Source organism: Nonomuraea sp. NPDC050202, assembly GCF_040656115.1.
Lineage (GTDB): Bacteria > Actinomycetota > Actinomycetes > Streptosporangiales > Streptosporangiaceae > Nonomuraea.
The window spans coordinates 781125-803911 of record NZ_JBFALF010000002.1 but is presented as its reverse complement, the minus strand read 5'-3'; the positions used below and the strand labels follow the sequence as shown (position 1 = coordinate 803911).

The following is a 22787-nucleotide window of genomic DNA, read 5'->3' as shown; positions in this document are numbered from 1 at the left end:
AAGGGCCCCGCTCCCGCTGCGGGACGATCAGACCTGGCCGACCTTCTCCAGGGCGGCGCAGCAGGTGTTCACCAGCAGGCGGGTGACCACGTACGGGTCCACGTTGGCGTTCGGGCGGCGGTCCTCGATGTAACCCTTCTTGTCCACCTCGACCTGCCACGGGATACGCACGGAGGCGCCGCGGTTGGAGACGCCGTAGCTGTACTTGTTCCACGGGGCGGTCTCGTGGTGGCCGGTGAGGCGCAGCTCGATGTCGGCGCCGTACTGGGTGACGTGCTCCATCGGCTTGTCACCCTCGCCGAGCGCTTCGCAGGCGGTGATGATGGCCTCGTAGCTCTCGCGCATGGCCTTGGTGGAGAAGTTGGTGTGCGCGCCGGCGCCGTTCCAGTCGCCACGGGCGGGCTTGGGGTCGAGGGTGGCCTCGACGCCGTACTCCTCGGCGGTCCGGTAGAGCAGGTAGCGGGCGACCCACATGTGGTCGGAGACCTCGAGCGGGCCCGCCGGGCCGATCTGGAACTCCCACTGGCCGGGCATGACCTCGGCGTTGATGCCGGAGATCGCGAGGCCGGCGGCGAGGCAGCGGTCGAGGTGCAGCTCGACGATCTCGCGGCCGAACACGGCCTCGGCGCCGACACCGCAGTAGTAGTGGCCCTGCGGGGCGGGGAAGCCGCCCTCGGGGAAGCCCAGGGGACGGCTGCCCTTGAAGAAGGTGTACTCCTGCTCGATGCCGAACCAGGACTCCTGGGCGGCGTACTGCTCGGCGATCGGGCGCAGCAGGGCGCGGGTGTTGCTGACGTGCGGGTCGCCGTTGATCTCCTCGACCTCGCACAGGACCAGCTTGTTGTCGCCGCCGCGGATCGGGTCGGGGCAGACGAACACGGGGCGGAGCACGCGGTCCGACGAGTGACCCTCGGCCTGGTTGGTGCTGGAGCCGTCGAAGCCCCAGACCGGAGGCTCGGATCCGTCGGCAAGGATCTTGGTCTTCGAGCGCAGCAGAGCCGTGGGCTCGGTGCCGTCGATCCAGATGTACTCAGCCTTGTAGCTCACGGCGGTCCTTTCGGGGTTTTTCTCAGCCACGCCGAGTCTTATGGATGGCCGTTTCCCGGTTTTTGCCCGAATGTGAACGCCGTGTTAAGCGGAACGTTTTACCTCGCTGAGGTCACCGCTCCCGCACGGTTCCGTCGGCCGCGACTGTGAGCGTCACCTGGGGAGCGCCTTCCCCGCAGTCGGGCCCGTTGGGGAAGGTGGCCCTCGGCGTCACCCTGATCGTACGGGTCAGCACCGGCTCGGAGCCGCCGTCGCCGAGCGTCAGCCGTACCTCGACCGGCCGCTTCGGCAGCCCGCTGATCGTGCCGAACCCGAACTTGCCGCCCGTGCGCACCGCCGTCGCCGAGCAGGCCTCGCCCTCGCAGGTATGCCCGGTCACCCGCGTGGACGGCATCAGCTCGCCGCTCGATCGCCTGCACGCGCCGTCCCAGCAGACCTCCATCGCCAGGTGACCGGCGCGAGCCGCGACCGCCTGGTCCACCTCGACGTGGACGCCCTCCAGGCCGGCTCTCACCGTGCAGGGCGCCTGGCCGTACGAGCAGGCGGTCAGGCAGGCGAGCAGGAGGAGGGTGAGTCTGAGCACACCCGTAAGACGTGCGGCGGCCGTGCCCGGTTCAGGGGGCGAAGGGGGCCAGCTCCGGCACCGTCGTCCCGTCCAGGATCGAGCGGGCCAGCGCGTCCCCCGTGAACGGCGCCATCGTCAGCCCCGCCGCGCCGAACCCCGTCACCACGTGCAGCCCGTCCTCGCCCGGCAGCGGCCCGGCGATCGGCACCTGCTCCGACGGCAGCGGCCGCAGCCCGACCCGCGTCTCGATGAGCGTCGCGTCCGCCAGCCCCGGCGCGATCCGCAACGCGTCGGACAGCACCTGCCACTGCCCGCGCGCCGTCACCCGCGCGTCGAACCCGCTGCCCGTCTCCCTGGTCGCCCCCACCGCCACCCGCGAGTCGTCGAAGGCCACCATGTAGTGGTGCGACAGCGGGTGCACCGACGGCCAGCCGCTGGTGTCGACGCCGTCGAGGCGCAGGTGGGTGATCTGGCCGCGCTGCGGCTCGACCGCCAGGCGCAGGCCGCGGGGTTCCAGCAGCTCGTTGGCCCAGGCGCCGGAGGCCACCAGCACGGCGTCGGCCTCCAGCACGCCGGAGTCCACCTCCACCAGGGGCGGGCCCTGGGGGCGCAGCCTGGCCCGCCCGCGCACCTGCCGGGCTCCGTGGTGCACCGCGCCCTGGAGCAGCGCGTCGCGCATGGTGCGCCCGTCCACCCGGCCGCCGCCGGGGACGAACACGCCCTCCAGGGTGTCGGCCAGCACCGGGAACAGGGCGCGTACCTCGTCGTTGCCGATGCGCCGCACCTCGCCGACGATCCCGCCGGCGTCGCGGGCGCGCGCCTCGACCAGGGCCTGCGCCTCGTCCAGCCGCGCCGGGTCCTCGTGCACGAGCAGCTCGCCGGTGCGGCGGTAGTCGGTACGCTCCACGCCCGCCTCGGCCAGCAGCCCGATGACCTCGGGGTAGTAGGCGGCGCCGGCCGCGTACAGGTCGTAGAAGGGCCCCTCCACGGCGGAGGCCCACGGCGCGATGATGCCGGCGCTGGCCGCCGTGGCCTGCCCGGCCTCGCCGGAGTCGACGACCGTGACGGCCGCGCCCCTGCGGGCCAGCGCGAAGGCGGCGCTCGCGCCGGCGATGCCGCCGCCGATGACGATCACATGCATGATCTCCTTCCTACCGTACGGCGCATGAGCTCCGGCCCACCGGGTACCACCTGCGACGACACGCGTCCGCAGTCGCCTCCCCCACGACGGCCGGCACAGGGAGCCTTGGTGCACGTTTCCGCCGCGGTGTGGTGGCTGACGATCCTGGGGATCGTCGGGCTGCTGCTGTTCGACTTCTTCTTCCACGTCCGCAAGTCGCACGTGCCCACGCTGCGCGAGGCGTCGATCTGGTCGGCCCTGTACGTGGGCATCGCCCTGCTGTTCGGCGCCGGGGTCTGGATCTTCGGCGGCTCGGACCCCGGGGCGGAGTACTTCGCCGGTTACGTGACCGAGAAGGCGCTGTCGGTCGACAACCTCTTCGTCTTCCTCGTCATCATGTCGAGCTTCAAGGTGCCGCGCGCCGACCAGCAGAAGGCGCTGCTGTTCGGCATCGCCTTCTCGCTGCTGGCCAGGAGCGGGTTCATCCTGGTCGGCGCGGCCCTGATCAACATGTTCTCCTGGGTGTTCTACCTGTTCGGGCTCATCCTGCTGCTCACGGCGGGCAACCTGCTCAAGCCGGAGGGCGAGGAGAGCCACTCCCCCGACAACCTCATGGTGCGCGTGGCCCAGCGGCTGCTGCGCACCAGTGACACCTATGACGGCGACAAGCTGTTCACCGTCCAGGACGGCAGGCGGGTCATGACGCCCATGTTGCTCGTCATGATCGCCATCGGCGGGACCGACATCCTGTTCGCGCTGGACTCGATCCCGGCCATCTTCGGCCTCACCCAGAACGTCTACCTCGTCTTCACCGCCACCGCGTTCTCCCTGCTGGGGCTGCGGCAGCTCTACTTCCTCATCGACGGGCTGCTGGACCGGCTGATCTACCTCTCCTACGGCCTGGCCTTCATCCTCGCCTTCATCGGGGTGAAGCTGGTCCTGCACGCGCTGCACGAGAACAACGTGCCGTTCGTCAACGACGGCGAGCCGGTGCCGGTGATGGAGATCAGCACGGGCCTGTCCCTGTCGGTGATCATCGGCGTGCTGGCGGTCACGGTGGTGGCCTCGCTGGCCAGCGCCAGGGGCCGGGCGCAGAACACGGTGTCGACGGTGCGCCGGCACGCCCAGCAGTATCTGGACGTCGAGCACGACCCCGAGCTGCGCGCGGAGCTCTTCGCCAAGCTGCTGGCCGGGGAGGAGCAGCTCAGGCGGCTGCCGGAGAAGTTCAGGAGGCAGATCCGCGATGAGGACAAGCTGATGGCGCTGCTGCGCCGCGCCCACGAGGAGCACGACCGCGAGTGAGGCGGGCACGAGCGGGCCGGGGCGCTCGCTGGAACGCCCCGGCCCGCACGCGGCCTTCCGGTCAGGTACGGCGGTCGGTGCCGTTGCCGTCGTAGCCGAGCAGCCGCATGGCCGTGTCCGGGTCCATGGCCGCGGCCAGGAGCTGGGCGCGGGCGTGGGCCTGGTCGCGTTCGTGCTCCGCCTTGGCCTGCGCCGTGCGGATGCCCTTGATCGCGACGAACGCCAGCCCCGCGCCCACGATCCCCGCGACGACCACGACGAACAGCAGGAGCAGCAGCCCCGGCGAGGCCACGCCGGACGCCGCGGACCCGGAGCCGTTGCCGTTACCGCCCGCCAGCGTGCCCGTCACCGCGAGCGCCGCGATGATCGACAGCACCACGAGCCCGAGCAGGCTGGCGATGACCAGCCAGATCCGGCCCACGGCCCGCCGCGGCGCAGGCGGCGCGGCGGCGGAGGCGGGGGCGGGGGCGCCCACGACGACGGACACCGGCGGCTCCGCCGGCGCCGGCGGCTGGGCGGGGCCGGCCCAGGGCACGAACTCCGGCCGATCGGACTGCTCGGCGGGCAAGCCCGAGGCAGCGACCTGGCCCGAAACGGCAGCCGAGCCCGAAGCGACAGCCGAGCCCGAGGCCGCGGGCGGGCCAAAAGGCGCGGGCGGGCCCGAGGGCGCGGGCGGCCCGAAGGTGACAGGCGGCACGGAGGTGACAGGCGGTTGCTGCGCGAGCGGCACGGGCGGCCCCACGGGCGGGGTCAGGGGAAGAGGCGCGCCCGCAGGCGACGGCGGGGGCGCCTGGGCCACCGCCGCCGAACCGGGCCCGGGTGCCTGCAGCACAGGCGGCGAACCGAGCCCAGGAGCCTGGAGCCCCGTCGGCGCGGTCTGGACGATCACGGCGCCGGGAGCGCCGCCGAAGGCGGCCGGCACCGCCTCGACCGGCTCCTGGTGCCCGGGCAGCTCGCGGTCGATCCGGCTGTGCTCCTTGTGCGCCCTGACCGCGTCCCGGTGGTAGTCCTCCAGCTCCTGGTAGAGCTCGTCGGAGGCGTAGATGCTGCCGTCGAGCAGCGGCCCCGGCTCTCCGCGGATGATGGCGACCACGTCGTCGCCGTTGAGCGTCTTGTGCGTCTCCAGCGCGTGCGCCAGGCAGAGCACCTGCCTGCGGTGCTCCTGCAGCAGCTCCTCGGTCTTCTCCAGCAGCCGCACCAGGTTGAACTCGATGCGCTCGCCCAGCACGTCGGGCGTCATGTCGGGCTGGTTCCTGCTCGGCTCCCTGTCGGTGATGCCGATGGTGCCGCCGCCACCGGGCTTGCGCACGGCCTTGCCGCCCATGATCTCCAGCTCCTGGAGCGCGGGCAGCGACGTGACGCCCGAGCCCATGCCCCAGTACGACTCCATCATCGCCGTCAGGTACGTGGCGGAGTACAGGTCGCCGGAGACACCCGAGGAGTTGTCCTCGCCGAAGAACATGCGCTCGCCCGCCAGCGAGGCCAGGGAGACCATGATGTCCGCCTCGTGCTCGGACTTCCACCGGGTGAACTGGTCCTCGGGCTTGATCGAGGCGACCATGCCCAGGTAGTCGGCGCCCTTCTCGATGGTGGCGATGTCGATCTCGAGGTGGAAGCGGGTGACGTAGGCGACGACGGCGTGGCAGGCCTCGTGCACGGCCACGGCGTGCCGCTCGCGCTCGATGTACTCGACGTCCTCGGGCGGGCCGAGCTGCTTGAGCCGCTTGGCGCGCAGCACGTCCGACCAGGTGATGACCTCGCGGCCGTCCCTGATGGCGGTGATGAGCGACTCGTTGACCAGGTCCTTGATGGTGGCGCCGGTGGCGTACGGGGTGATCGTGGCCAGCTTGTCGATCTGCTCGGGGGTGAGCTCGTGCTCGACCTTGTCGAAGTAGCCCTGGTAGGTGCGCACCCGCCCGGCCTTGGACGGGTAGCCGACCTTGTAGATGCGGTCGATGCGGCCCGGCCGCAGCAGCGCCTCGTCCAGCGCGTCGGGCCGGTTGGTGGCCATCATGACGAGGATGCGGTACTTGGGCGGCGGCTTGGGCCGCATGCCGAGCAGCCGGCGCACCAGCCGGTTGAAGAACCCGCGCGGCTTCTTGAGCCCGGACAGCTCGGTGAGCAGCGCCTGCAGCGTGCCGGGGTCGCCGCTGTTCATCATGCCCCCGCCCATGAAGAAGCGGTCGCGCAGCCCCGGCTCCTCCTCGGCGTGGCGCCCGCCCTTGAAGGCGAGCACCTGGCGGGTGGCCTCGGACAGGTAGTTCATGCCGTGGCAGCCGTCGAGGCCGGAGTGGCCGGCGAAGCCGCCGCCCTGTCCGGGCGGGCCCTGCTGGGCCAGCCTGCCGCGCTTGCCGAGCGAGTCGGCCTCGTCGAAGAAGACGATCACGCCGCCGTACCGCAGGGCCAGCTTGCGCAGCTTCCTGAACAGCGACTTGACCTTGAGAATGCCGATGCCCATGAACATGTTCGTGAACGCGCCCGGATCCACGAACACGTACGGCTTGCCGGTCTCACCGGCGACGGCCTCGGCCATGAGGGTCTTGCCGGTTCCCGGCGGGCCCCACAGCAGCAGGCCGCTGGGGACGTACCCGCCGCGCTTCTCGATCTCGTCGGGCCGCTCCAGGAACACGATGTTCTCCTGGACGCGCTCGACCACGTGGTCCTGGCCCCACACGTCGTGGAAGCGGGTCTTGATGTCGTCGGGAAAGTACGTCTCGACGCCGCCCCTGGACAGGAACCAGAACAGGCCCACGAACTGGATGATGATGACGAAGAACAGGAAGACGATCTGCAGGAGGAACGGCAGCGCCTGCCAGAGCAGCGCGGGCGCCTGGAGCAGCGCGGTGAACGGGCTGACGTCCAGCACCGCCCCCAGCACCAGGGCGATCAGCGTGATGAAGAACACGATCTTGAGCGCCCGCGCCAGGCGGAACCGCGTCCAGTCGTCGAAGCGGCGGTGCGTCCAGCGTTCGAACCCGCCGAAGACCTTCTGGCTCCAGAAGCGGTGGTAGCCCGACCAGTGCTCGCTGACGAAGAAGTGCAGCTGCCTGATGATCTCCGCGCCGAGCAGCCAGAAGATCCACTGGTAGGCGATCGCGATCTGCTGCGCGGCCTCGGGGAAGGAGATGACGCCCTCGAAGTCGGCCATCACCTTCCAGGTCAGGACGAGGTAGGCCAGCACGAGGACGACGAGGAACTTGCTCCGGTCCCAGAGCTGCATCTTCTTCCTTGTCACGGATTCGGGATCATTGGGCCCGCTGCCGGGGGCGCGCAGCCCTTCATGGTGAATCGTGGTGGTCAATGATGCTCCCTCATCCGGGCAGCCGGAGCAGCTTGAACGAACTCGCGATCTTGTCGAACTCGGCGGTGCGCTTCGCGAAGCAGACCGACTGGCAGCCGATGAGCATGACGGAGACCGTGGCGCCCTTCTCGTCGAGGATGGCGGTGTGGTCGAACGTCTGGACGTCGTTGCCGATCTGGTAGTTGAAGCGGACGCGGACTCCCCTGGCGCCGCCGTCGAGGGTCAGCACCTCATCGCTGATGGGCTCGAAGCGGTTGAACATGGGCGGCTGGTTCATGGCCAACGCCTGCTGCAGGTAGGCGGTGCGCATCTCCTCGGTCACCGGAAGGATGAAGTCGCGCAGCCTGTTCAGGGAGATCGAGTCCCGTTGCTCCTCGGTGAGCTGGTGCACGGTGGCGTAGACGAACGGCTCCGTCGAGCCCAGGAGATGGTTGACCGATGGATCCGCTGACTGGTCGAAGGCCGTCGACCAGACCCGCTGCGCCCGCAGCAGCGCGGCCTGCGAGCGGGGATGGTCGCCGGACAGGTACAGCTCGATGGGATGGGCGTCGAGCTGCGTGAACGAGGCGGGCACCCTGAAGTAGGTGGTGCCGCTCTTGTCGCGTACGTAGGTGAACTCCGGCTGTCCGCAGGCGGACAGCATCAGGACCGCGGCCATGAGCGCGATCAAAGCCCGTGTCTTTTTCACCAGGGCTTACCTCCGCATGACGGACCGACGGAGTTGTTGTGCCCGCTTTGGAGGGAAATCAGCTCGCCGTGCGGTGAGAAATCTTGACCAAATCTTGGCCAAGCATTGGCTTTACTTGTTACAGACCAAAACGGCGTCCGTGCAGGGGCTGCGAGCGCTCCGCTACAACGTTCATGCAACCCCCATTGGTACATCCCGGTAAGTAGCGAAAGATATGAGGATCCCTATCGACCACCCCTGGAGCGGACCATGACAGAACCCGCGATGGAGACCGTGGACTCCTTCGGCATCACGGCCGAACGTCAGTTCGCCGACCTGTGGTCACGGTCGGTGCTGACGGTGCGGGAGCGCCGCCTGCTCCTCCTCGGGCTGCTCGTCGGCCAGGGGCTGCACGAGATGACCGACGTCCAGCTCGACGTGGCGCTGCGCGCCGGCGAGCTGAGCGAGGCCGAGCTGCGGGAGGTGGCGGTCTTCCTCACCCACTACGCGGGCTGGGCCAGGGGCGCCAAGCTGAACGACCAGGTGGAGTCGCTGATCGAGCGGGTCAGGCGGGCTCGATCCGATAGATCGGACCCTGCAGGCTGAGCGCGTACAGCTCGCCGTCGGGGCCCTCCCCGAACGACGAGAGCTGATCCACCCGGCCGACCTCGGCCGAGTCCGCCACGTCATCCGCGGGCGCGGCCCTGACCCATCCGGCGCAGAAGTCGCCGTACAGGAACTGCCCCTTCAGCCAGGGGATCCGCTCGCCGCGGTAGACGTACCCCGCGATCACCGAGCAGTTGCCGCCCTCGTTCAGCGGGTAGACGATCACCGGCTCGACGAGGTCGCGGGCCTGGCCGTCGCGGAAGCGCGCCCTGCCCTCGCGCAGGTTCCAGCCGTAGTTCTCGCCGCCCTTGGAGCTCGCGGGCTGGTGGTCGACCTCCTCCCACGCGTTCTGCCCGACGTCGCCGATCCACAGGTCGCCGGTGCCGCGGTCGAAGCTGAACCGCCAGGGGTTGCGCAGGCCGTAGGCCCAGATCTCGCCGCGCGCGCCCCGCCTGCCGGCGAACGGGTTGTCCTTCGGGATCTCGTACGGGTCGCCGCGCGGGTCGATGCGCACGATCTTGCCGAGCAGCGTGCCCAGGTCCTGGCCGTTGCCCTCGGGGTCGCCCGCGCTGCCGCCGTCGCCGAAGGCGATGTAGAGGTAGCCGTCGGGGCCGAAGGCGAGCTGGCCGCCGTTGTGGTTGGCGAACGGCTGGTCCTGCTTGAGCACGTCGCGCCTGCCGGTCGCGCGCTCGCCGTCGTAGGCCCACTCGGTGATGTGGGTGTGGCCCTGCGCGTCGGTCCAGTCGAGGTAGACCCAGCGGCCCGTGGGGTGGAACGCGACGCCGAGCAGCCCCTGCTCGTTGCCCGTGCTCACCTCGCGGGACAGGTCGATCACGGTCCTGCCGTCGGTGGTGCGCAGCCGGCCCGTCTGCTCGGCCACGTAGAGCCGGTCGTCGCCCTCGCGCACGGCGAACGCCACCGGCTGCTCCAGCTTGGCGATCTCGGTGAAGCGCAGCTCGCCCCGCTCGGGCGCGGGCGTGCTCGTCTGCGGCTCGGGCAGGCCGGTGCGCGGCGAGGGCGCGGGGGCGGTGGTCGTGGGGGCGCGGGTGGCCGACCCGGCGGGTTGCTCGGGCGTGCATGCGGTGAGGGCCATGAGGAGCATCCCGGCCATGACGAGGCGCACGTTGCCCATCCTGCCATGACCGTTAAGGTGCAGGCATGCCAACCGCACTGATCACTGGCGCGACGGCCGGCATCGGCGCCGCCTTCGCCCGTCACCTGGCCGCCGAGGCCTACTCGCTCGTCCTCGTGGCGCGCGACGAGCTCCGCCTCGCCAAGGTCGCCGACCAGCTCAAGCTCAGGTACGGCGTGGGCGTCGAGGTGCTGCCCGCCGACCTGTCGACCGAGGAGGGCCTGGCCAGGGTCGAGTCGAGGCTGCGTGAGGGCGTCGATCTGCTGGTCAACAACGCCGGTTTCGGCAACGCGGGCAACTTCCCGCACGTGCCGGTCGAGAACGAGGTCCGCATGCTCAAGGTGCACTGCGAGGCCGTGCTGCGGCTGACGCTGGCGGCGCTGCCCGGCATGCGGGAGCGGGAGCGGGGCGCGATCGTGAACGTCGCGTCCGTGGCGGCGTTCTTCACGCGGGGCACCTACAGCGCGTCCAAGGCGTGGGTGGTGAACTTCAGCGAGTCGGCCGCGAGCACGGTCGGCCCGCGCATCAGGGTCATGGCGCTGTGCCCCGGCTTCGTCCGCACCGAGTTCCACCAGCGGGCCTCGATGGACGCCTCGGGCATCCCCTGGTTCCTGTGGCTGAAGGCCGACGACGTGGTGCGCGAGGCGATGCGCGACCTGGCGCTGGGCAGGCGGGTTTCGGTGCCCGACCTGCGGTACAAGCTCATCGTGGCGATCGGCCGGCTCGTGCCGCGCCGCCTGCAGGCCATGGTGTCGCAGCGGATCGGCCGCTGACGGCCGTACGGGAAGGCCCGCGGACGGCCCGTACGGGAAAAAGGACGGGCCCCCGCCGCGGGAGGGGGTCGCGGTGGGGGCCCAGGCGGTCGCGGGCTCACGCCCGCGGCCGGGAATGTGGTGTCAGCGGTTGGCCTCGTGGCCGATCGACAGGCCGGAGGCCGGGTCGAAGAAGTGCAGGTTGTGCGTGTCGACGACCAGGTCGATGCTCTGGCCGGGGCGCACGTGGCTGCGGGCGTTGACGCGGGCGGTCCACAGGGACTTGTCGCCCGACAGCGGCAGCGTGGCGTCCTCTTCGTCACCCGCGTCGGCGGCGGCGACGGTGTCCTTGTGCTCGACCGGCGGGGCGTCGATCAGGAACAGCACGTTGATCTCGGAGCCCAGCTCCTCGGTGACCTCCGCCTTGACCGGGAGCGTGGCCCAACCGTTGGCGTGGGTGCCGGCGGAGGCGGCGTCCTCGAAGTCGGAGGGGCGGATGCCGAGGATGATCTTCTTGCCGATGTACTGGTCGAGGCCCGGCTTCTCGGAGAAGGTCGCCTCGGGGATCGACAGCTTGATGTCGGCGAAGGTCACGGCGGCGCCGCCGTCGCCGCGGACCAGCTCGGCGGTCACGAAGTTCATCGACGGCGAGCCCATGAAGCCGGCGACGAACAGGTTGACCGGCTTGTCGAACAGGTTCTGCGGGGTGTCGACCTGCTGCAGCAGACCGTCGCGCAGCACGCAGACGCGGTCGCCGAGGGTCATGGCCTCGACCTGGTCGTGCGTGACGTAGACGGTGGTGACGCCGAGGCGCTCGTGCATCTGGTTGAGCGAGGCGCGCATGGAGACGCGGAGCTTGGCGTCCAGGTTGGACAGCGGCTCGTCCATGAGGAAGGCCTGCGGCTCACGGACGATGGCGCGGCCCATGGCGACACGCTGGCGCTGACCACCGGACAGGGCGGCCGGCTTGCGCTTGAGGTAGGTCTCCAGGCCGAGCATCTTGGCGGCCTCGTTGACCCGCTTCTGGATCTCCGGCTTGGGCATCTTGCGAAGCTTGAGGCCGAAGGCGAGGTTCTCCTCGACCGTCATGTGCGGGTAGAGCGCGTAGTTCTGGAAGACCATCGCGATGTCGCGGTCCTTCGGCGGGAGGTGGTTGACCACCTTGTCGCCGATGGCGATCTCGCCACCGCTGATGTCCTCCAGACCCGCGATCATCCGGAGCGCGGTCGACTTACCGCAACCGGACGGGCCGACCAGCACCATGAACTCGCCATCCTTGATCTCAAGGTTGAGCCCGTTCACGGCCTTCACGCCACCGGCGTAGATCTTGTCGACGTTCGTCAGAACGATGGATGCCATGACATTCCTTCGCGCTCCAGGGCGGATGGCCCGGATGGTCCCGTCAGATTCGCCCGCACGGAGCGAATCTCCCCACTCGGCGTGGATACGTTTTCAAGCATCTCACCCGAAACGGACATCGGTGTCAAGGGTTACGGCATGACCAGCCCTTGTACTCACAGGCGACTTCCAGTTTCCCGGAAACCATGATGGAATCGTTTCCATGGAGAGGCGGGCGACGATCAAGGATGTGGCCGAGGCGGCCGGCGTGGGCGTCGCCACCGTCTCCCGGGTGCTGTCGGGCGGCTCGGCCAGCCCGCAGACCAGGGAGCGGGTCCTGGCCGTGGCCGCCCAGCTCGACTACCGCCCCAGCGCGCTCGGCCGCAACCTGCGCCAGCGCCGCACCGGCGGCATGGGCCTGCTCGTCCCCGACCTGACCGACACCTTCTACGCGCAGCTCGCCGAGGGCGTGCTCGCCTGCGCCCGCTCGGCCGGCGAACCCGTCGTGCTCGGCTCCACGGCCGGCGACCCCGAGCAGGAGGCCGAGCTGATCGGCATGCTGCTGGAGCAGAGCGTCGACCGCCTCATCGCCGTCCCCTCGGGCGAGGAGGACACCTGGGCCCCGGCGATCCGCGCGGGCATGACGGTGGTCTTCGCCGACCGCCTCCCTGCCCGGCCGTCCCCCGAGGAGGAGGATCCCGCCGCCGCGACCGTCAGCGACCTCATGCTCCTGGACGGGATCGCCGCTCCGCCGCCCGCCCCCCTGCCCGCTCCCGGCCGCTCGTCCGAGCCGCCGTCGCTGCCGTCCGTGCTGGCCGACGACCGGGCGGGCATCCGCACGGCGGTCCGCTACCTGCGCGGCCTGGGCCACAAGCGCATCGCCTTCCTCGGCGGCCCCGGCCACGACCGGCGGGTGTCGGCGTTCAGGGAGGCGGTGGGCTCGCCGGTGGACGAGGAGCTGGTCGTGTTCGGCACGGGCAGCCGCGACTCGGCCTACGCCGCCGCCTCGGGCCTGTTCCAGAGCCGCCCCGACCTGTCGGCGGTGGTCGCCGGGGGGAACGTGCTCGGCGAGGCCGCGGTGCTGGCGGCCAGGGAGCTGGACCTGCGGGTGCCGCGCGACGTGTCCCTCGTGATGTACGACGACGTGCCCTGGGCCGAGCTGTGCTCGCCGCCCCTGACCGTGATCGCCCAGCCGGGCCGCGACATGGGTTACCGGGCGGCCGAGCTGGTACTGCGGTCGGCCGGCCGCAGGGCGCGCTCCATCGTGCTGCCCACGGAGCTCATCGTCAGAGGGAGCTGCGGCCCGCGCCGCTAGCCGGGGCCGACGCCCGCGGACCGCGGAGCCGTCAGCCGGGGGCCAGGATCGCGCCCGCGCCGCGCAGGAGCTCGGCACGCAGGTCGGCGGCGGGGACGTCGGGGAGCTGACCGATCGGGTCGGCGACGGCCGCCAGCGCCTGGGCCGCGCGCACCCGTTGCCGCCAGTCAGGGCTGGGCCCCGCCAGCAGCTCCACGGCCCGGTTCATCAGCCCCACCACCCGCGACATGATCTCGGTCGTCTCGTCGCCGTACACGGAGGCGTCGCGGAGCAGCAGGGCCATCGTCTCCCGGTGCGCCAGGATCACGTCCAGGCAGCCCTCCAGCACCGCCCGCCGCACCTCCTCCGGTTCGGCGCGGGACGACGCGGCCCCGATCACCGCCTCCAGCTCGTCGATCGGGGGCCCCACCAGGCTCGCCAGCAGCGCGCTCTTGCTGCGGAAGTGGTGGTACAGCGACGGCTTGGTGATCCCGACGCGCTCGGCGATGTCACGCATGGAGGCGGCGCGGTACGTCTGCGCGGTGAACAGCTCCCGCGCCGTCTCGATGATCCGCGACCTGGTGTCGTCCCCGGCCAACGATGCCCCTTCCCTCACGAGAGCCGTCAGCATAGCAGCGGTTGCCTACCTTCCGGTCGGTAGGCTACCGTCGCCTTCACCCTACCGACCGGAAGGCAGGGAGAAGGGAGAGCAAAATCATGACGACGATCCAGGGCACGGTGGCACCGGGCCTCGAACCGGTGCGGGAGGCGTTCGAGCGCAACTTCGCCGACGGCGGCGAGGTGGGCGCGGGGCTCACCGTCTACCGGTACGGCGAACCGGTGGTGGACCTCTGGGGCGGCCTCGCGGACCCCGCCACCCGCCGCCCCTGGCGGCGCGACACCATCGCGCCCCTCGCCTCCACCTGCAAGGCCTTCGCGTCCGGCGCGCTCCTCCTGCTGGCCGAGCGCGCCGAGATCGACCTGGAGGCCCCGGTGGCGCGTTACTGGCCGGAGTTCGCGCAGCAGGGCAAGGGCCGGATCACCGTACGCACGCTGCTCAGCCACCGCGCCGGCCTGCCGAGCCTGCACATGCGGCCCATCACCTGGGAGGACCTGCGGGACTGGACGCCGATCACCGAAGCGCTCGCGGCGGCGGCCTCCGAGTGGCCGCCGGGCACCGCGCACGGCTACCACGGGGTCAGCATCGGCCACCTCGCGGGCGAGCTCGTCCGCAGGGTGTCAGGAGTGAAGCTGAGCGAGTTCCTGGCGCGGGAGATCACGGGGCCGCTCGGGCTCGACTGCTACGTGCGGGTGCCCGACGCCGCGATGTCGCGCCTGGCCACGGTGGTGGTCCCCGACGCCGAGTCCGTCCGCCTGGGCATGGAGGTGCCGGAGCTGGCCGGGTTCGTCGAGGCGCTGCACGATCCCGGCTCGTTGTCCTACCGGGCCCTGTATGGCAGCGTCGCCCTCGGCTGGGACGCGGCGAACGAGCGGCGCACGTACGAGGTGGAGAGCCCCTCCATGGACGGCGTCGCCTCCGCCCACTCCCTGGCCCGCTACTTCGCCGCGCTGACCGGCCCCGTCGACGGCGTGCGGCTGCTGGGCCCGGACCTGCTCGACCGGGTGCGCACGCCACAGGCCGACGGCATCGACCAGGTGCTGCGCGTGCGGACCGCCTGGGGCATCGGCTTCGCCGTGCCCGGCGGCCCGTTCTGGCCCGCGCCCGAGCGTCTCACCGGCCTGTTCGGGCAGAGCGGCGCGACCGGCTCGTTCGCCTTCGCCGACCCCGCCCGCGGCCTGGCCTTCGGGTACGTGCCCAACCGCGGCTCCGAGCTGCTGGAGGGCGGTGACTTCCGGGTGCGCTCGCTGGTCGAGGCCCTCTACCGGAGCCCGGTGTAGCGGCGCGGCAGGATCATCACGGGGTTGTCGTCGAGGATCACCTCGGGCGGCCCGAACCGCGCCGCGACCTCCCGGATCTCCGGCTCGTCCAGCAGCAGCAGCCGCCCCCGCTCGACGAACGTCTCCCCGTCCACGACCACGGTCGGCCGGTCCACCTGGCAGTCGCAGTGCGCGAACCCGGGCCCCGTCGTGACCGGCACGCCGTCGGTCAGCCCGTCGAGGCCGCAGTAGAACGCCCCGGCGTGCTTCTCCCGCTCGAACTGCGTGCCGCCCGCGACGCGCACCTTCGGGTTCAGCCCGAACAGGGCGTGGCGCATGTAGAAGCCGCCGGGCGCGTAGCGGCGCAGCTGCTCGGCGGCGGCCCCGCCCTCGATCTTGCGGACCAGGTTGCCCTCCAGCGTGATGCGCAGCGGCTCCTCCGGCACGCCGGTGACGGTGCTGTCCTCGACGACGAGCACGCCCTCGGTGCCGGTCGGCCAGAAGTTCACGCCGCCGTACGGGAACGGCCGCCAGTCGCCCGGCCGCAGCCCGCCGGGCCCGGGGTCCTCGAAGGTGAGGCCGGAGAACGTCAGGTCCGTGCCGCGCGCGGAGGTCACCCTGATCGAGGAGGCCGCGCGGAGCCGGCGCAGCGCCCCGGCCACCAGCGCGTGGAAGACCTCCACGGGCAGCCGCGCGCCGGTCAGCAGCGCGCCGGCCGTGGCGGTCATGTGCAGGGACAGGAAGCGGACGGAGCGGGACCTGATCTGGTCGAAGAACAGCGGCTCCGTGTGCACCTCGCCCCACCAGGTGCCGCTGATCACGACGTCCGCCTCGTGGAAGGTGGCCGTCTCGATCGGCAGCGGCGCCTCGCGGTCCCAGCCGCCCGCGCTGAACGGCGGCACCGACAGGATGCGCACGTCGGCGCCGCGCAGCGTGGCCGCGGCGGCGATGGCCTGCACGACGACCGGGTCGACAGTGTGCTCCATCATCAGCAGCACCCGCTCGCCCGCGGCCAGCCGGACGTACTCGCACAGGTTGCGCACGCCGGGCATCAGCTCGACGATCGAGTACGGGGCCACGGCCGGCTCGGCGACATAGCTGAACGGCGATGCCGCATACGGATTTGTCGTCATTCGCGAGCCCCCTCGGCCTTTGCGTCTCGGGGCATTCGATACCCACAGTGACGAATGCATACCCTGCGTGTACGACGTTCGCCCCTTCCGGTGGCGGCCCTACAGTGGGCGTCTGTGCTGTTCGGTAGATCGGCGGAGATCGCCGCCATCGAGGACGTGATCTCCCGGGCCCGCGGCGGCGCGGGCGCCGCGCTCGTGCTGCGCGGCGAGGCCGGCGTGGGCAAGACGGCCCTGCTGGACCTGGCGGCCGCGCGGGGCGGGGCCATGCGGGTGCTGCGCACGACCGGCGTCGAGCCCGAGTCGGACCTCGCCTTCGCCGCCCTGCACCAGCTGCTGCGGCCGGCGGCCGGGCTGCTGGACGCGCTGCCCGAGCCGCAGCGCGAGGCCGTGCGCGGGGCCCTCGGGCTGGGCGGGGGCGCGTCCGGTGACCGGTTCCTGCTGGCGGCGGGGGTGCTGTCGCTGCTGAGCGAGGCCGCCGTGCCGGACGGGCTGGTGTGCGTGGTGGACGACTTCCAGTGGGTGGACCGGGCCTCGGCCGACGCGCTGCTGTTCGCCGCCAGACGGCTCGGCACGGAGCGGATCGCGATGTTGCTGGCGGTACGGGGGGACGCTCCGGTCAAGGGCGTGCCGTCACTGCCCATCGGCGGCCTGCCCGAGGCGGCGGCCACCGACCTCCTGGACGCCGCCACCCGCCACCCCGCCTCCCTTTCCCCGGACGCCACTCGCTACCCCGCCTCCTCTTCCCCTGACGTCGCCCTGCGGACCGGCACCGGGCCCGGTGGAGCGGGCGTTCCGGCGCTCGCCGAATCCGGAGGTGGCGAGGGCGGCGCGATGGCGCCTGCCGTGAAGCGTGAGCTCGTGGCGCTGACCAGGGGCAACCCCCTGGCCCTGCGCGAGACCGTGCGGCGGTTGAGCCCCGGGCAGCTCGCCGGCCGTGAGCCGCTGCCCGACCCGCTACCGGGCGGCGCGCGGCTCTTCGGGGAGCAGGTGGCGGCGTTGCCGGAGGGGGCCCGGCTGGTGGCCCTGCTCGCGGCCGTCGAGGGCGACCTGGACGTGGTGCTGCGGGCCGCCGGGCGGATGGGCGCGAACCGGGAGGCGCTGCACGAGCTGGAGGCGGCCGGCCTGGCGCGGGTCGAGGGCGCGTCCGTGCGGTTCCGCCACCCGCTCGTCCGGTCGGCCGTGCACGAGTCCGCGACCCCGGCGGACCGCCGCGAGGCGCACCGGGTGCTGGCCGGGGAGTCGGACGGGGACCGCCGCGCCTGGCACCTGGCGGCGGCCGCGCTCGGCCAGGACGAGTCCGTCGCCGCCGCGCTCGCCGAGACCGCCGCCCGGGCCCGCGACCGCGGCGGCTACGGCGACGCCGCCACCGCCCTGGCCAGGGCCGCCGAGCTGACCCCCGGCAGGGCGGCCAGGGCGGCCCGGCTCAAGGACGCCGCGGTGGCCGCCTGGCTGGGGGGCCGCCCGGGGCAGGCGGAGTCGCTGCTGGCCGAGGCCCGGGAGCACGCGGCCGGTGACGCCGCGCTGGGGATGGAGCTGGCCCAGTTGCGCGGCCGGTTCGAGCTGAACTCCGGCAGCGCCGCCGAGGCCGTGCAAATCCTGGCCGCGGGCGACAGCTTGGACATGCTGGCCGACGCCGCCGAGGCGGCCTCGTACGCGGGCGACACCGCCGCCATCGTCGAGATCGGCCGCCGCGCGGCGGCGCATCCGGAGGGTTTCCTGCGCGACGTCCTGACCGGCATCGGCCTGACCCTCTCCGGCGGCGCCTCCGCCGACCCGCACGACAGCACGCAGGCCCCTCACGGGCAGGCACACCTGCACGACGACACGCCGGCCCCCTACAGGCGGGCACACCTGCACGACGGCACTCGGGCTGCTCACGGGCAGGCGCACCTGGACAGCGCCGCGCAGGCCTCCGGCGAACGCGCACAGGCCGAGGGCGAACGCGCACAGGCCGAGGGCGAGCGCGCGCCCGTGCATCCCCACGACACCGCCCACGCCCTCCTGAGGCGGGCGCTGGCGAGGACCGGGGAGCTGACGGAGGCGGCCGGGTTCCTGTGGGCGACGGCGGCGGCCAGCTACTTGGGTGAGGCCGATTTGTCGGCCGAGCTGGCCGCGCGGGCCGGCCGGGTGGCCAGGGTGTCGGGCATGGTCGGGCAGTTGCCGGTGGTGCTGGAGTTCGTGGCCACCGCCGAGCGGATCGCCGGCCGGCTGGCGGAGAGCCAGGCCGTCTCCGAGGAGGGCCTGGAGCTGGCCCGCGAGGCCGGCTACAGCAACACGGTGGCCGCGCACCTGGCCAACCTGGCGGTGCTGGCGGCGCTGCGCGGCGAGGAGGACGAGTGCCGCCGGCTGGCCCAGGAGGCGCTGGCCATCGCGCTCCCCCACCGGGTGGGCCTGCGCGCGGGCGTGGCCGCGTACGCGCTGGCCATGCTGGACCTGGGGATGGGCCGGTTCGCCGCGGCGCACGACCGGTTCGCCGCGATCGCGGCGGCGGGGCCGGGCGCGGGGCATCCGACGGTGGTGTGGCGCTCGACGCCGGACCGGATCGAGGCCGCGGTGGGCGCGGGCCACCTGGAGGCGGCGGGGGCGGCGCTGGAGGCGTACGAGCGGTGGTCGGCGCACGCGGCCACGGCCGAGTCGCGTGCGCTGCTGGCCAGGTGCCGGGCCCAGGTCACGGGCGGGCACGAGGGTTTCGAGGAGGCGCTGCGGCTGCACGCGAACCCGTACGAGGCGGCCAGGACCGCGCTGCTGCTGGGCGAGCGGCTGCGCAGGGCGCACCGGCCGGGCGAGGCGCGCCCGCACCTGCGGGCGGCGCTGGAGACGTTCCAGCGGGCGGGCGCGCGGCCGTGGGCGCGGCGCGCGCACGGCGAGCTGCGCGCGGCGGGCGAGAGCGGGCCCGGTGAGAGCGCCGAGCCCGCCCGCGGCCCGTCGCTGGACGTGCTGACCCCGCAGGAGCTGCGCATCGCCGGGCTGGTCGCCGACGGCCTGTCCAGCAAGGAGATCGCCGCGCAGCTCTTCCTCAGCCCGCGTACGGTCGAGTACCACCTGTACAAGATCTATCCGAAGCTGGGCATCGGCACCCGTACTGAACTGGCGCGGCTAGTAGTTCTACGGAAGGCACCCGTAAGCCGGCAGGACATGCTTTGAGCATGCAAAACGACATCTGGAGCGAAGAGTTCGGCAACGCCGCCGACGAGCCGATTCTGTTGATCATGGGTTCGATGTCGCAGGGGATCCTGTGGCCGGACGAGTTCGTGGGCAGGCTGACCGCCGGCGGGCGGCGGGTGATCCGCTACGACCACCGCGACACGGGCCGCTCCCGCATCGTGGACTTCGAGAAGGAGCCGTACACCTGGGACGACATCAAGGACGACGTGCTGCGGGTGATGGACGCGCACGGCCTGGAGAGCGCGCACCTGGTCTGCCACTCGGCGGGCGGGCTGCTGGGCCAGCTGATCGCGGTGGAGCGGCCGGAGCGGGTGCGCACGCTCACCGTCATCGGCTCCTCGCCGCTGGGCGAGCGTGAGGGCATGGTGGTGATGCGGGCGCTGATGGGCGAGCCGCAGCCGGAGGGCAGCCTGCCGGAGCCGACGCCGGAGTTCGTGGCCTTCTACCGCGAGCTGATCGCCACCCCGCCGCCTGCCGGCCGGCGCGAGCGGATCGAGGTGATGATCGCCGAGCAGCGCGTGCTGCACGGCGATGCGCTGCCGTTCGACGAGGACGCCGCGCGCCACCTGCAGGAGCGCATCTACGACCGGGCCCGCGACCTGGACGCCGTGGCCAATCACCGCCTGGCGGCGGCGGCCAGGCCGGACTTCGAGCCGGTGGGCGTGCTGCACCTGGTCAAGGCGCCCACCCTGGTCATCGAGGGCACCCACGAGCCGTGCAAGCCCGGCCACGGCGCGATCATCGCCGAGCGGATCCCGGGCGCGCGGCTGATGATGATCGAGGGCATGGGGCACACGCTGCCGCCGGAGGTGCACGAGGAGCTGGCGCGGGCCGTCCTCGCGCACACCTCCGCGGCGAGCGGCTAGAGCAGCCGCTCGATCGCCGAGGTGATCGCCGGGTCCTCCGGGGTGATGCGGGGACGGAAGCGGGCCACGACCTGGCCCTGGCCGTCCACGAGGAACTTCTCGAAGTTCCACTGCACGTCGCCCGCCTCTCCCTGCTCGTCGGGCGTCCGGATCAACTCGGCGTACAGGGGGTGGCGGCCGGGGCCGTTCACCTCGGACTTCTCCAGCAGCGGGAAGTCCACCCCGTAGGTGGTGGAGCAGAAGTGCTGGATCTCCTTGGCCGTGCCGGGCTCCTGCCCGGCGAACTGGTTGCACGGCATGCCGATCACCGTGAAGCCGCGCGGGCCGTACTGCTCCTGGAGCTTGACCAGGCCGGTGTATTGCGGGGTGAGGCCGCATCGCGAGGCCACGTTGACGATGAGGGCGGGCTTGCCCGAAGCCAGCTCTGCCAGTGTGGTCGGCTCGTTCGTCAGAGTGCGAAGCGGGATGTCGCTGAGGCTCATGGTTCGACCCTACAGAACGCGTCAGGCCGAAATTGTGACGCAGTCCTCATTTTTCCGACAAACACGCATGAAAAGGTATATATCGAGATCTTTACTGACGATCTACGTTTCCATGGTCAATTCGCTGTAAAGGGAGCCTATCGGGCAGGGTGGCGCGGTCCACGAACCCCCTCGAAAGGGAACCCGCATGCCCATGCTCCGCCGTACCGGCGTCCTGGTCCTGACCGCCACCCTGGTGGCGGCGGGCGGCGCCTCGGCCGCACAGGCGCAGAGCTCCCAGACCAGCGGCAGGAACAAGACCATCGCCAAGGCCATGGTGGCCGCGCGTGGCTGGGACAGCACCCAGTTCAGATGCCTGGTGAAGCTCTGGCACCGCGAGAGCGGATGGAACCACCGCGCCGGCAACGGCTCGGGCGCCTACGGCATCCCGCAGGCGCTCCCCGGCCACAAGATGGCCTCGTCAGGACGTGACTGGCGGACCAACCCGCGCACGCAGATCAAGTGGGGTCTCGGCTACATCAAGCAGCGTTACGGGTCGCCGTGTCGCGCCTGGGGGCACTTCCAATCCCACGGTTGGTACTGAGCCAAACCCCAGGCTTGCCCGCTGTTTCCGGCAAGGGCCGCCCTATCGGGCGGCGACCGGGCAATCCCGGCCCAGCGAGCCGCCCTTTTATCCGCAACGGTCACACAAACACCTGTCCTTCGCGTGTCTTGGTGTATGACCCGCGGTGACAGCGCGTAATAGGAATCGTGCTAGAGGACACGTCGCGGTGCCCTCCGGGCCGCCCAGCACGACCGGGCGGAGGCAAGATGCGTCCCGGAGGGCCGCGCGGACCCTCTGCGTCCGAGCCACGGACGCGGACGGCGGGGCGCCCGTGCAGGGCGCCTGTCCGCACGCGACCCGACAGCAAGGATCGCCTTGGACAGCAAACGCGCGCTCAGCGGCACACTCGTTTCCGTCACCGCTTTCACCGCACTCGGCGCAACGGCCGCCCTGGCCGAATCGCAACCGCCGATCAGGGCGACGACCGCCCTGGCCGAGTCGAGGCAGCCGATCAGGACCGGGATCTGGACCACGTCGGCGCGACCGAAGATGGCGGCCGTCCGGCCCGCCAGCAGGAACAAGAAGATCGCCTTGGACCACGTCGTGCAGCGAGCCTGGAACTATCGCGAGTTCCGCTGCCTGGACAACCTGTGGACCAGGGAGAGCAACTGGAACCACCGGGCGCTCAACCACTCATCCGGCGCGTACGGCATCCCGCAGGCCCTGCCGGCCGGAAAGATGAGCGGCGCCGGCCGTGACTGGAAGTCCAACCCGGAGACCCAGATCCGCTGGGGTCTGGCCTACATCAAGGGGAGGTACGGCAGGCCTTGCGGCGCCTGGGGGCACTGGAAATCGCACAACTGGTACTAGCCGGCTCAGGAGGGCACCCGGAGCGGCTCACCGGGTGCCCTCCCGACGCCCCGCGTACGCCTCGATCGCCTTGATCAGCAGTTCGAGCCCGAACTCGAACTCCTCCTCGTGATCGCACTGGTCGAGCAGCGCGGACAGCGAGCTGACCTCGGGGAACAGCGCGGGATCCACCCCGTCGCCCCTGATCGTCCTGGTCTGCACGGGCGCGAACGTCGGCGTCACCCCGACCTCCCGCAGCAGCGAGCCGACGATGTAGGCGATGAACATCCGCAACATCCGCACCGCGTCCGCCCCGTCGAACCCGGCGCTGCGCAGCGTGGCCAGCGCCCGCTCGACGGGCAGCAGCCCGGCGGCGGAGTGCAACTGGCGGCTGACCACGAGCATGGTGGAGCGCGGGTGGTGGTGGGCGATCTGCCGGAACGCCCTGGCCTGCATGCGCACCCGGTCGGTCCAGTGGGCGTCGGGGTCGTCGGTGAACTCGATCTGGCTCAGCACCGCCTCGGCCACCCCGTCGAGCAGGGCGTCCTTGCCGGGCACGTGGTTGTAGAGCGACATGACGCCCACACCCAGCTCGGCCGCGATGCGACGCATGGAGATCGCGTCGGCGCCCTCCCGCTCGATGAGGCCGATGGCGGCGGCGACGATGCGTGCCCGGGACAGGGGCTCGGTGCTCATAGCTCATTCTATGGACGGCTGGTAACCGGCCCCGCGATGCCGCGCGTTTC

The 22787-nt window shown here is 71.7% G+C and carries 20 protein-coding genes; 9 read left to right on the top strand and 11 right to left on the bottom strand.

The genetic code is table 11. The features are described 5' to 3' along the window. Nucleotides 1–27 precede the first annotated feature (27 nt). From glnII to AB0I79_RS09010, 3 genes are all read right to left on the bottom strand, one after another. Complete coding sequence (gene glnII / locus AB0I79_RS09020) at nt 28–1047, bottom strand: glutamine synthetase (protein ID WP_357869084.1); 1020 nt, start codon at nt 1045–1047, stop codon at nt 28–30. A 112-nt stretch (nt 1048–1159) separates the two neighbouring features. Continuing rightward, complete coding sequence (locus tag AB0I79_RS09015) at nt 1160–1630, bottom strand: hypothetical protein (RefSeq protein WP_357869081.1); 471 nt, start codon at nt 1628–1630, stop codon at nt 1160–1162. A 31-nt stretch (nt 1631–1661) separates the two neighbouring features. Continuing rightward, complete coding sequence (locus AB0I79_RS09010; protein WP_357869079.1) at nt 1662–2753, bottom strand: FAD-dependent oxidoreductase; 1092 nt, start codon at nt 2751–2753, stop codon at nt 1662–1664. Nucleotides 2754–2861: 108 nt separating this feature from the next. Here AB0I79_RS09010 and AB0I79_RS09005 point away from each other — a divergent pair, with 108 nt between their 5' ends. Next, nucleotides 2862–4034 carry a TerC family protein gene (locus AB0I79_RS09005; RefSeq protein WP_357869076.1) on the top strand — a complete coding sequence of 391 codons (1173 nt, stop codon included), beginning with the start codon at nt 2862–2864 and terminating at the stop codon, nt 4032–4034. Between the two features lie 61 nt (nt 4035–4095). Here the strand turns inward: AB0I79_RS09005 and AB0I79_RS09000 are convergent, their stop codons facing one another. Both AB0I79_RS09000 and AB0I79_RS08995 read right to left on the bottom strand, forming a co-directional pair. Then, a complete protein-coding gene (locus tag AB0I79_RS09000) occupies nt 4096–7269 on the bottom strand; it encodes an AAA family ATPase (RefSeq protein WP_357869073.1) in 3174 nt (1057 codons plus the stop codon). Between the two features lie 76 nt (nt 7270–7345). After that, nucleotides 7346–8023: a hypothetical protein gene (locus AB0I79_RS08995; protein WP_357869070.1), complete on the bottom strand. Its 678-nt coding sequence runs from the start codon at nt 8021–8023 to the stop codon at nt 7346–7348. A 249-nt stretch (nt 8024–8272) separates the two neighbouring features. Between AB0I79_RS08995 and AB0I79_RS08990 the strand changes: the two genes are divergently transcribed. After that, nucleotides 8273–8608: a carboxymuconolactone decarboxylase family protein gene (locus AB0I79_RS08990; RefSeq protein WP_357869067.1), complete on the top strand. Its 336-nt coding sequence runs from the start codon at nt 8273–8275 to the stop codon at nt 8606–8608. Here the strand turns inward: AB0I79_RS08990 and AB0I79_RS08985 are convergent. Further along, complete coding sequence (locus AB0I79_RS08985) at nt 8568–9740, bottom strand: PQQ-dependent sugar dehydrogenase (RefSeq protein WP_357869065.1); 1173 nt, start codon at nt 9738–9740, stop codon at nt 8568–8570. The two genes, AB0I79_RS08990 and AB0I79_RS08985, sit on opposite strands and share 41 nt — an antisense overlap. 26 nt (nt 9741–9766) lie before the next feature. Here AB0I79_RS08985 and AB0I79_RS08980 point away from each other — a divergent pair, with 26 nt between their 5' ends. After that, complete coding sequence (locus tag AB0I79_RS08980) at nt 9767–10513, top strand: SDR family oxidoreductase (protein WP_357869062.1); 747 nt, start codon at nt 9767–9769, stop codon at nt 10511–10513. 123 nt (nt 10514–10636) lie between these two features. Here AB0I79_RS08980 and ugpC read toward each other — a convergent pair whose 3' ends face one another. Beyond that, nucleotides 10637–11851, bottom strand: coding sequence for a sn-glycerol-3-phosphate ABC transporter ATP-binding protein UgpC (gene ugpC / locus AB0I79_RS08975; RefSeq protein ID WP_357869059.1), 1215 nt, complete (start codon nt 11849–11851; stop codon nt 10637–10639). A gap of 202 nt (nt 11852–12053) precedes the next feature. On the opposite strand from ugpC, the gene AB0I79_RS08970 reads away from it, so the two are divergent. Further along, entirely contained in the window at nt 12054–13145 is a 1092-nt protein-coding gene (locus AB0I79_RS08970; RefSeq protein ID WP_357869057.1) for a LacI family DNA-binding transcriptional regulator, read from the top strand. 31 nt (nt 13146–13176) lie between these two features. On the opposite strand, the gene AB0I79_RS08965 is transcribed toward AB0I79_RS08970, so the two are convergent. Next, nucleotides 13177–13722 carry a helix-turn-helix domain-containing protein gene (locus tag AB0I79_RS08965; protein ID WP_357869054.1) on the bottom strand — a complete coding sequence of 182 codons (546 nt, stop codon included), beginning with the start codon at nt 13720–13722 and terminating at the stop codon, nt 13177–13179. Nucleotides 13723–13841: 119 nt separating this feature from the next. Between AB0I79_RS08965 and AB0I79_RS08960 the strand changes: the two genes are divergently transcribed. Next, complete coding sequence (locus tag AB0I79_RS08960; RefSeq protein WP_357869052.1) at nt 13842–15023, top strand: serine hydrolase domain-containing protein; 1182 nt, start codon at nt 13842–13844, stop codon at nt 15021–15023. Here AB0I79_RS08960 and AB0I79_RS08955 read toward each other — a convergent pair. Next, entirely contained in the window at nt 15005–16135 is a 1131-nt protein-coding gene (locus tag AB0I79_RS08955; protein ID WP_357869050.1) for a hypothetical protein, read from the bottom strand. The two genes, AB0I79_RS08960 and AB0I79_RS08955, sit on opposite strands and share 19 nt — an antisense overlap. A gap of 114 nt (nt 16136–16249) precedes the next feature. On the opposite strand from AB0I79_RS08955, the gene AB0I79_RS08950 reads away from it, so the two are divergent. Both AB0I79_RS08950 and AB0I79_RS08945 read left to right on the top strand, forming a co-directional pair. Then, entirely contained in the window at nt 16250–19279 is a 3030-nt protein-coding gene (locus tag AB0I79_RS08950; RefSeq protein WP_357869047.1) for an AAA family ATPase, read from the top strand. Nucleotides 19280–19281: 2 nt separating this feature from the next. Continuing rightward, nucleotides 19282–20166 (top strand): alpha/beta fold hydrolase, encoded by an 885-nt coding sequence (locus AB0I79_RS08945; RefSeq protein WP_357869044.1) that lies wholly within the window; start codon nt 19282–19284, stop codon nt 20164–20166. On the opposite strand, the gene AB0I79_RS08940 is transcribed toward AB0I79_RS08945, so the two are convergent. Then, nucleotides 20163–20648, bottom strand: coding sequence for a glutathione peroxidase (locus tag AB0I79_RS08940; protein WP_357869041.1), 486 nt, complete (start codon nt 20646–20648; stop codon nt 20163–20165). The two genes, AB0I79_RS08945 and AB0I79_RS08940, sit on opposite strands and share 4 nt — an antisense overlap. Nucleotides 20649–20835: 187 nt before the next feature. Between AB0I79_RS08940 and AB0I79_RS08935 the strand changes: the two genes are divergently transcribed. Both AB0I79_RS08935 and AB0I79_RS08930 read left to right on the top strand, forming a co-directional pair. Then, the gene (locus tag AB0I79_RS08935) at nt 20836–21231 is read left to right on the top strand and encodes a transglycosylase SLT domain-containing protein (RefSeq protein WP_357869038.1); all 396 of its coding nucleotides are present in this window, start codon (nt 20836–20838) and stop codon (nt 21229–21231) included. A 336-nt stretch (nt 21232–21567) separates the two neighbouring features. Further along, nucleotides 21568–22062, top strand: a complete 495-nt coding sequence (locus tag AB0I79_RS08930; RefSeq protein WP_357869035.1) for a lytic transglycosylase domain-containing protein — start codon at nt 21568–21570, stop codon at nt 22060–22062. A gap of 27 nt (nt 22063–22089) precedes the next feature. Here AB0I79_RS08930 and AB0I79_RS08925 read toward each other — a convergent pair whose 3' ends face one another. After that, a complete protein-coding gene (locus AB0I79_RS08925) occupies nt 22090–22737 on the bottom strand; it encodes a TetR/AcrR family transcriptional regulator C-terminal domain-containing protein (protein WP_357869033.1) in 648 nt (215 codons plus the stop codon). Nucleotides 22738–22787 lie beyond the last annotated feature (50 nt).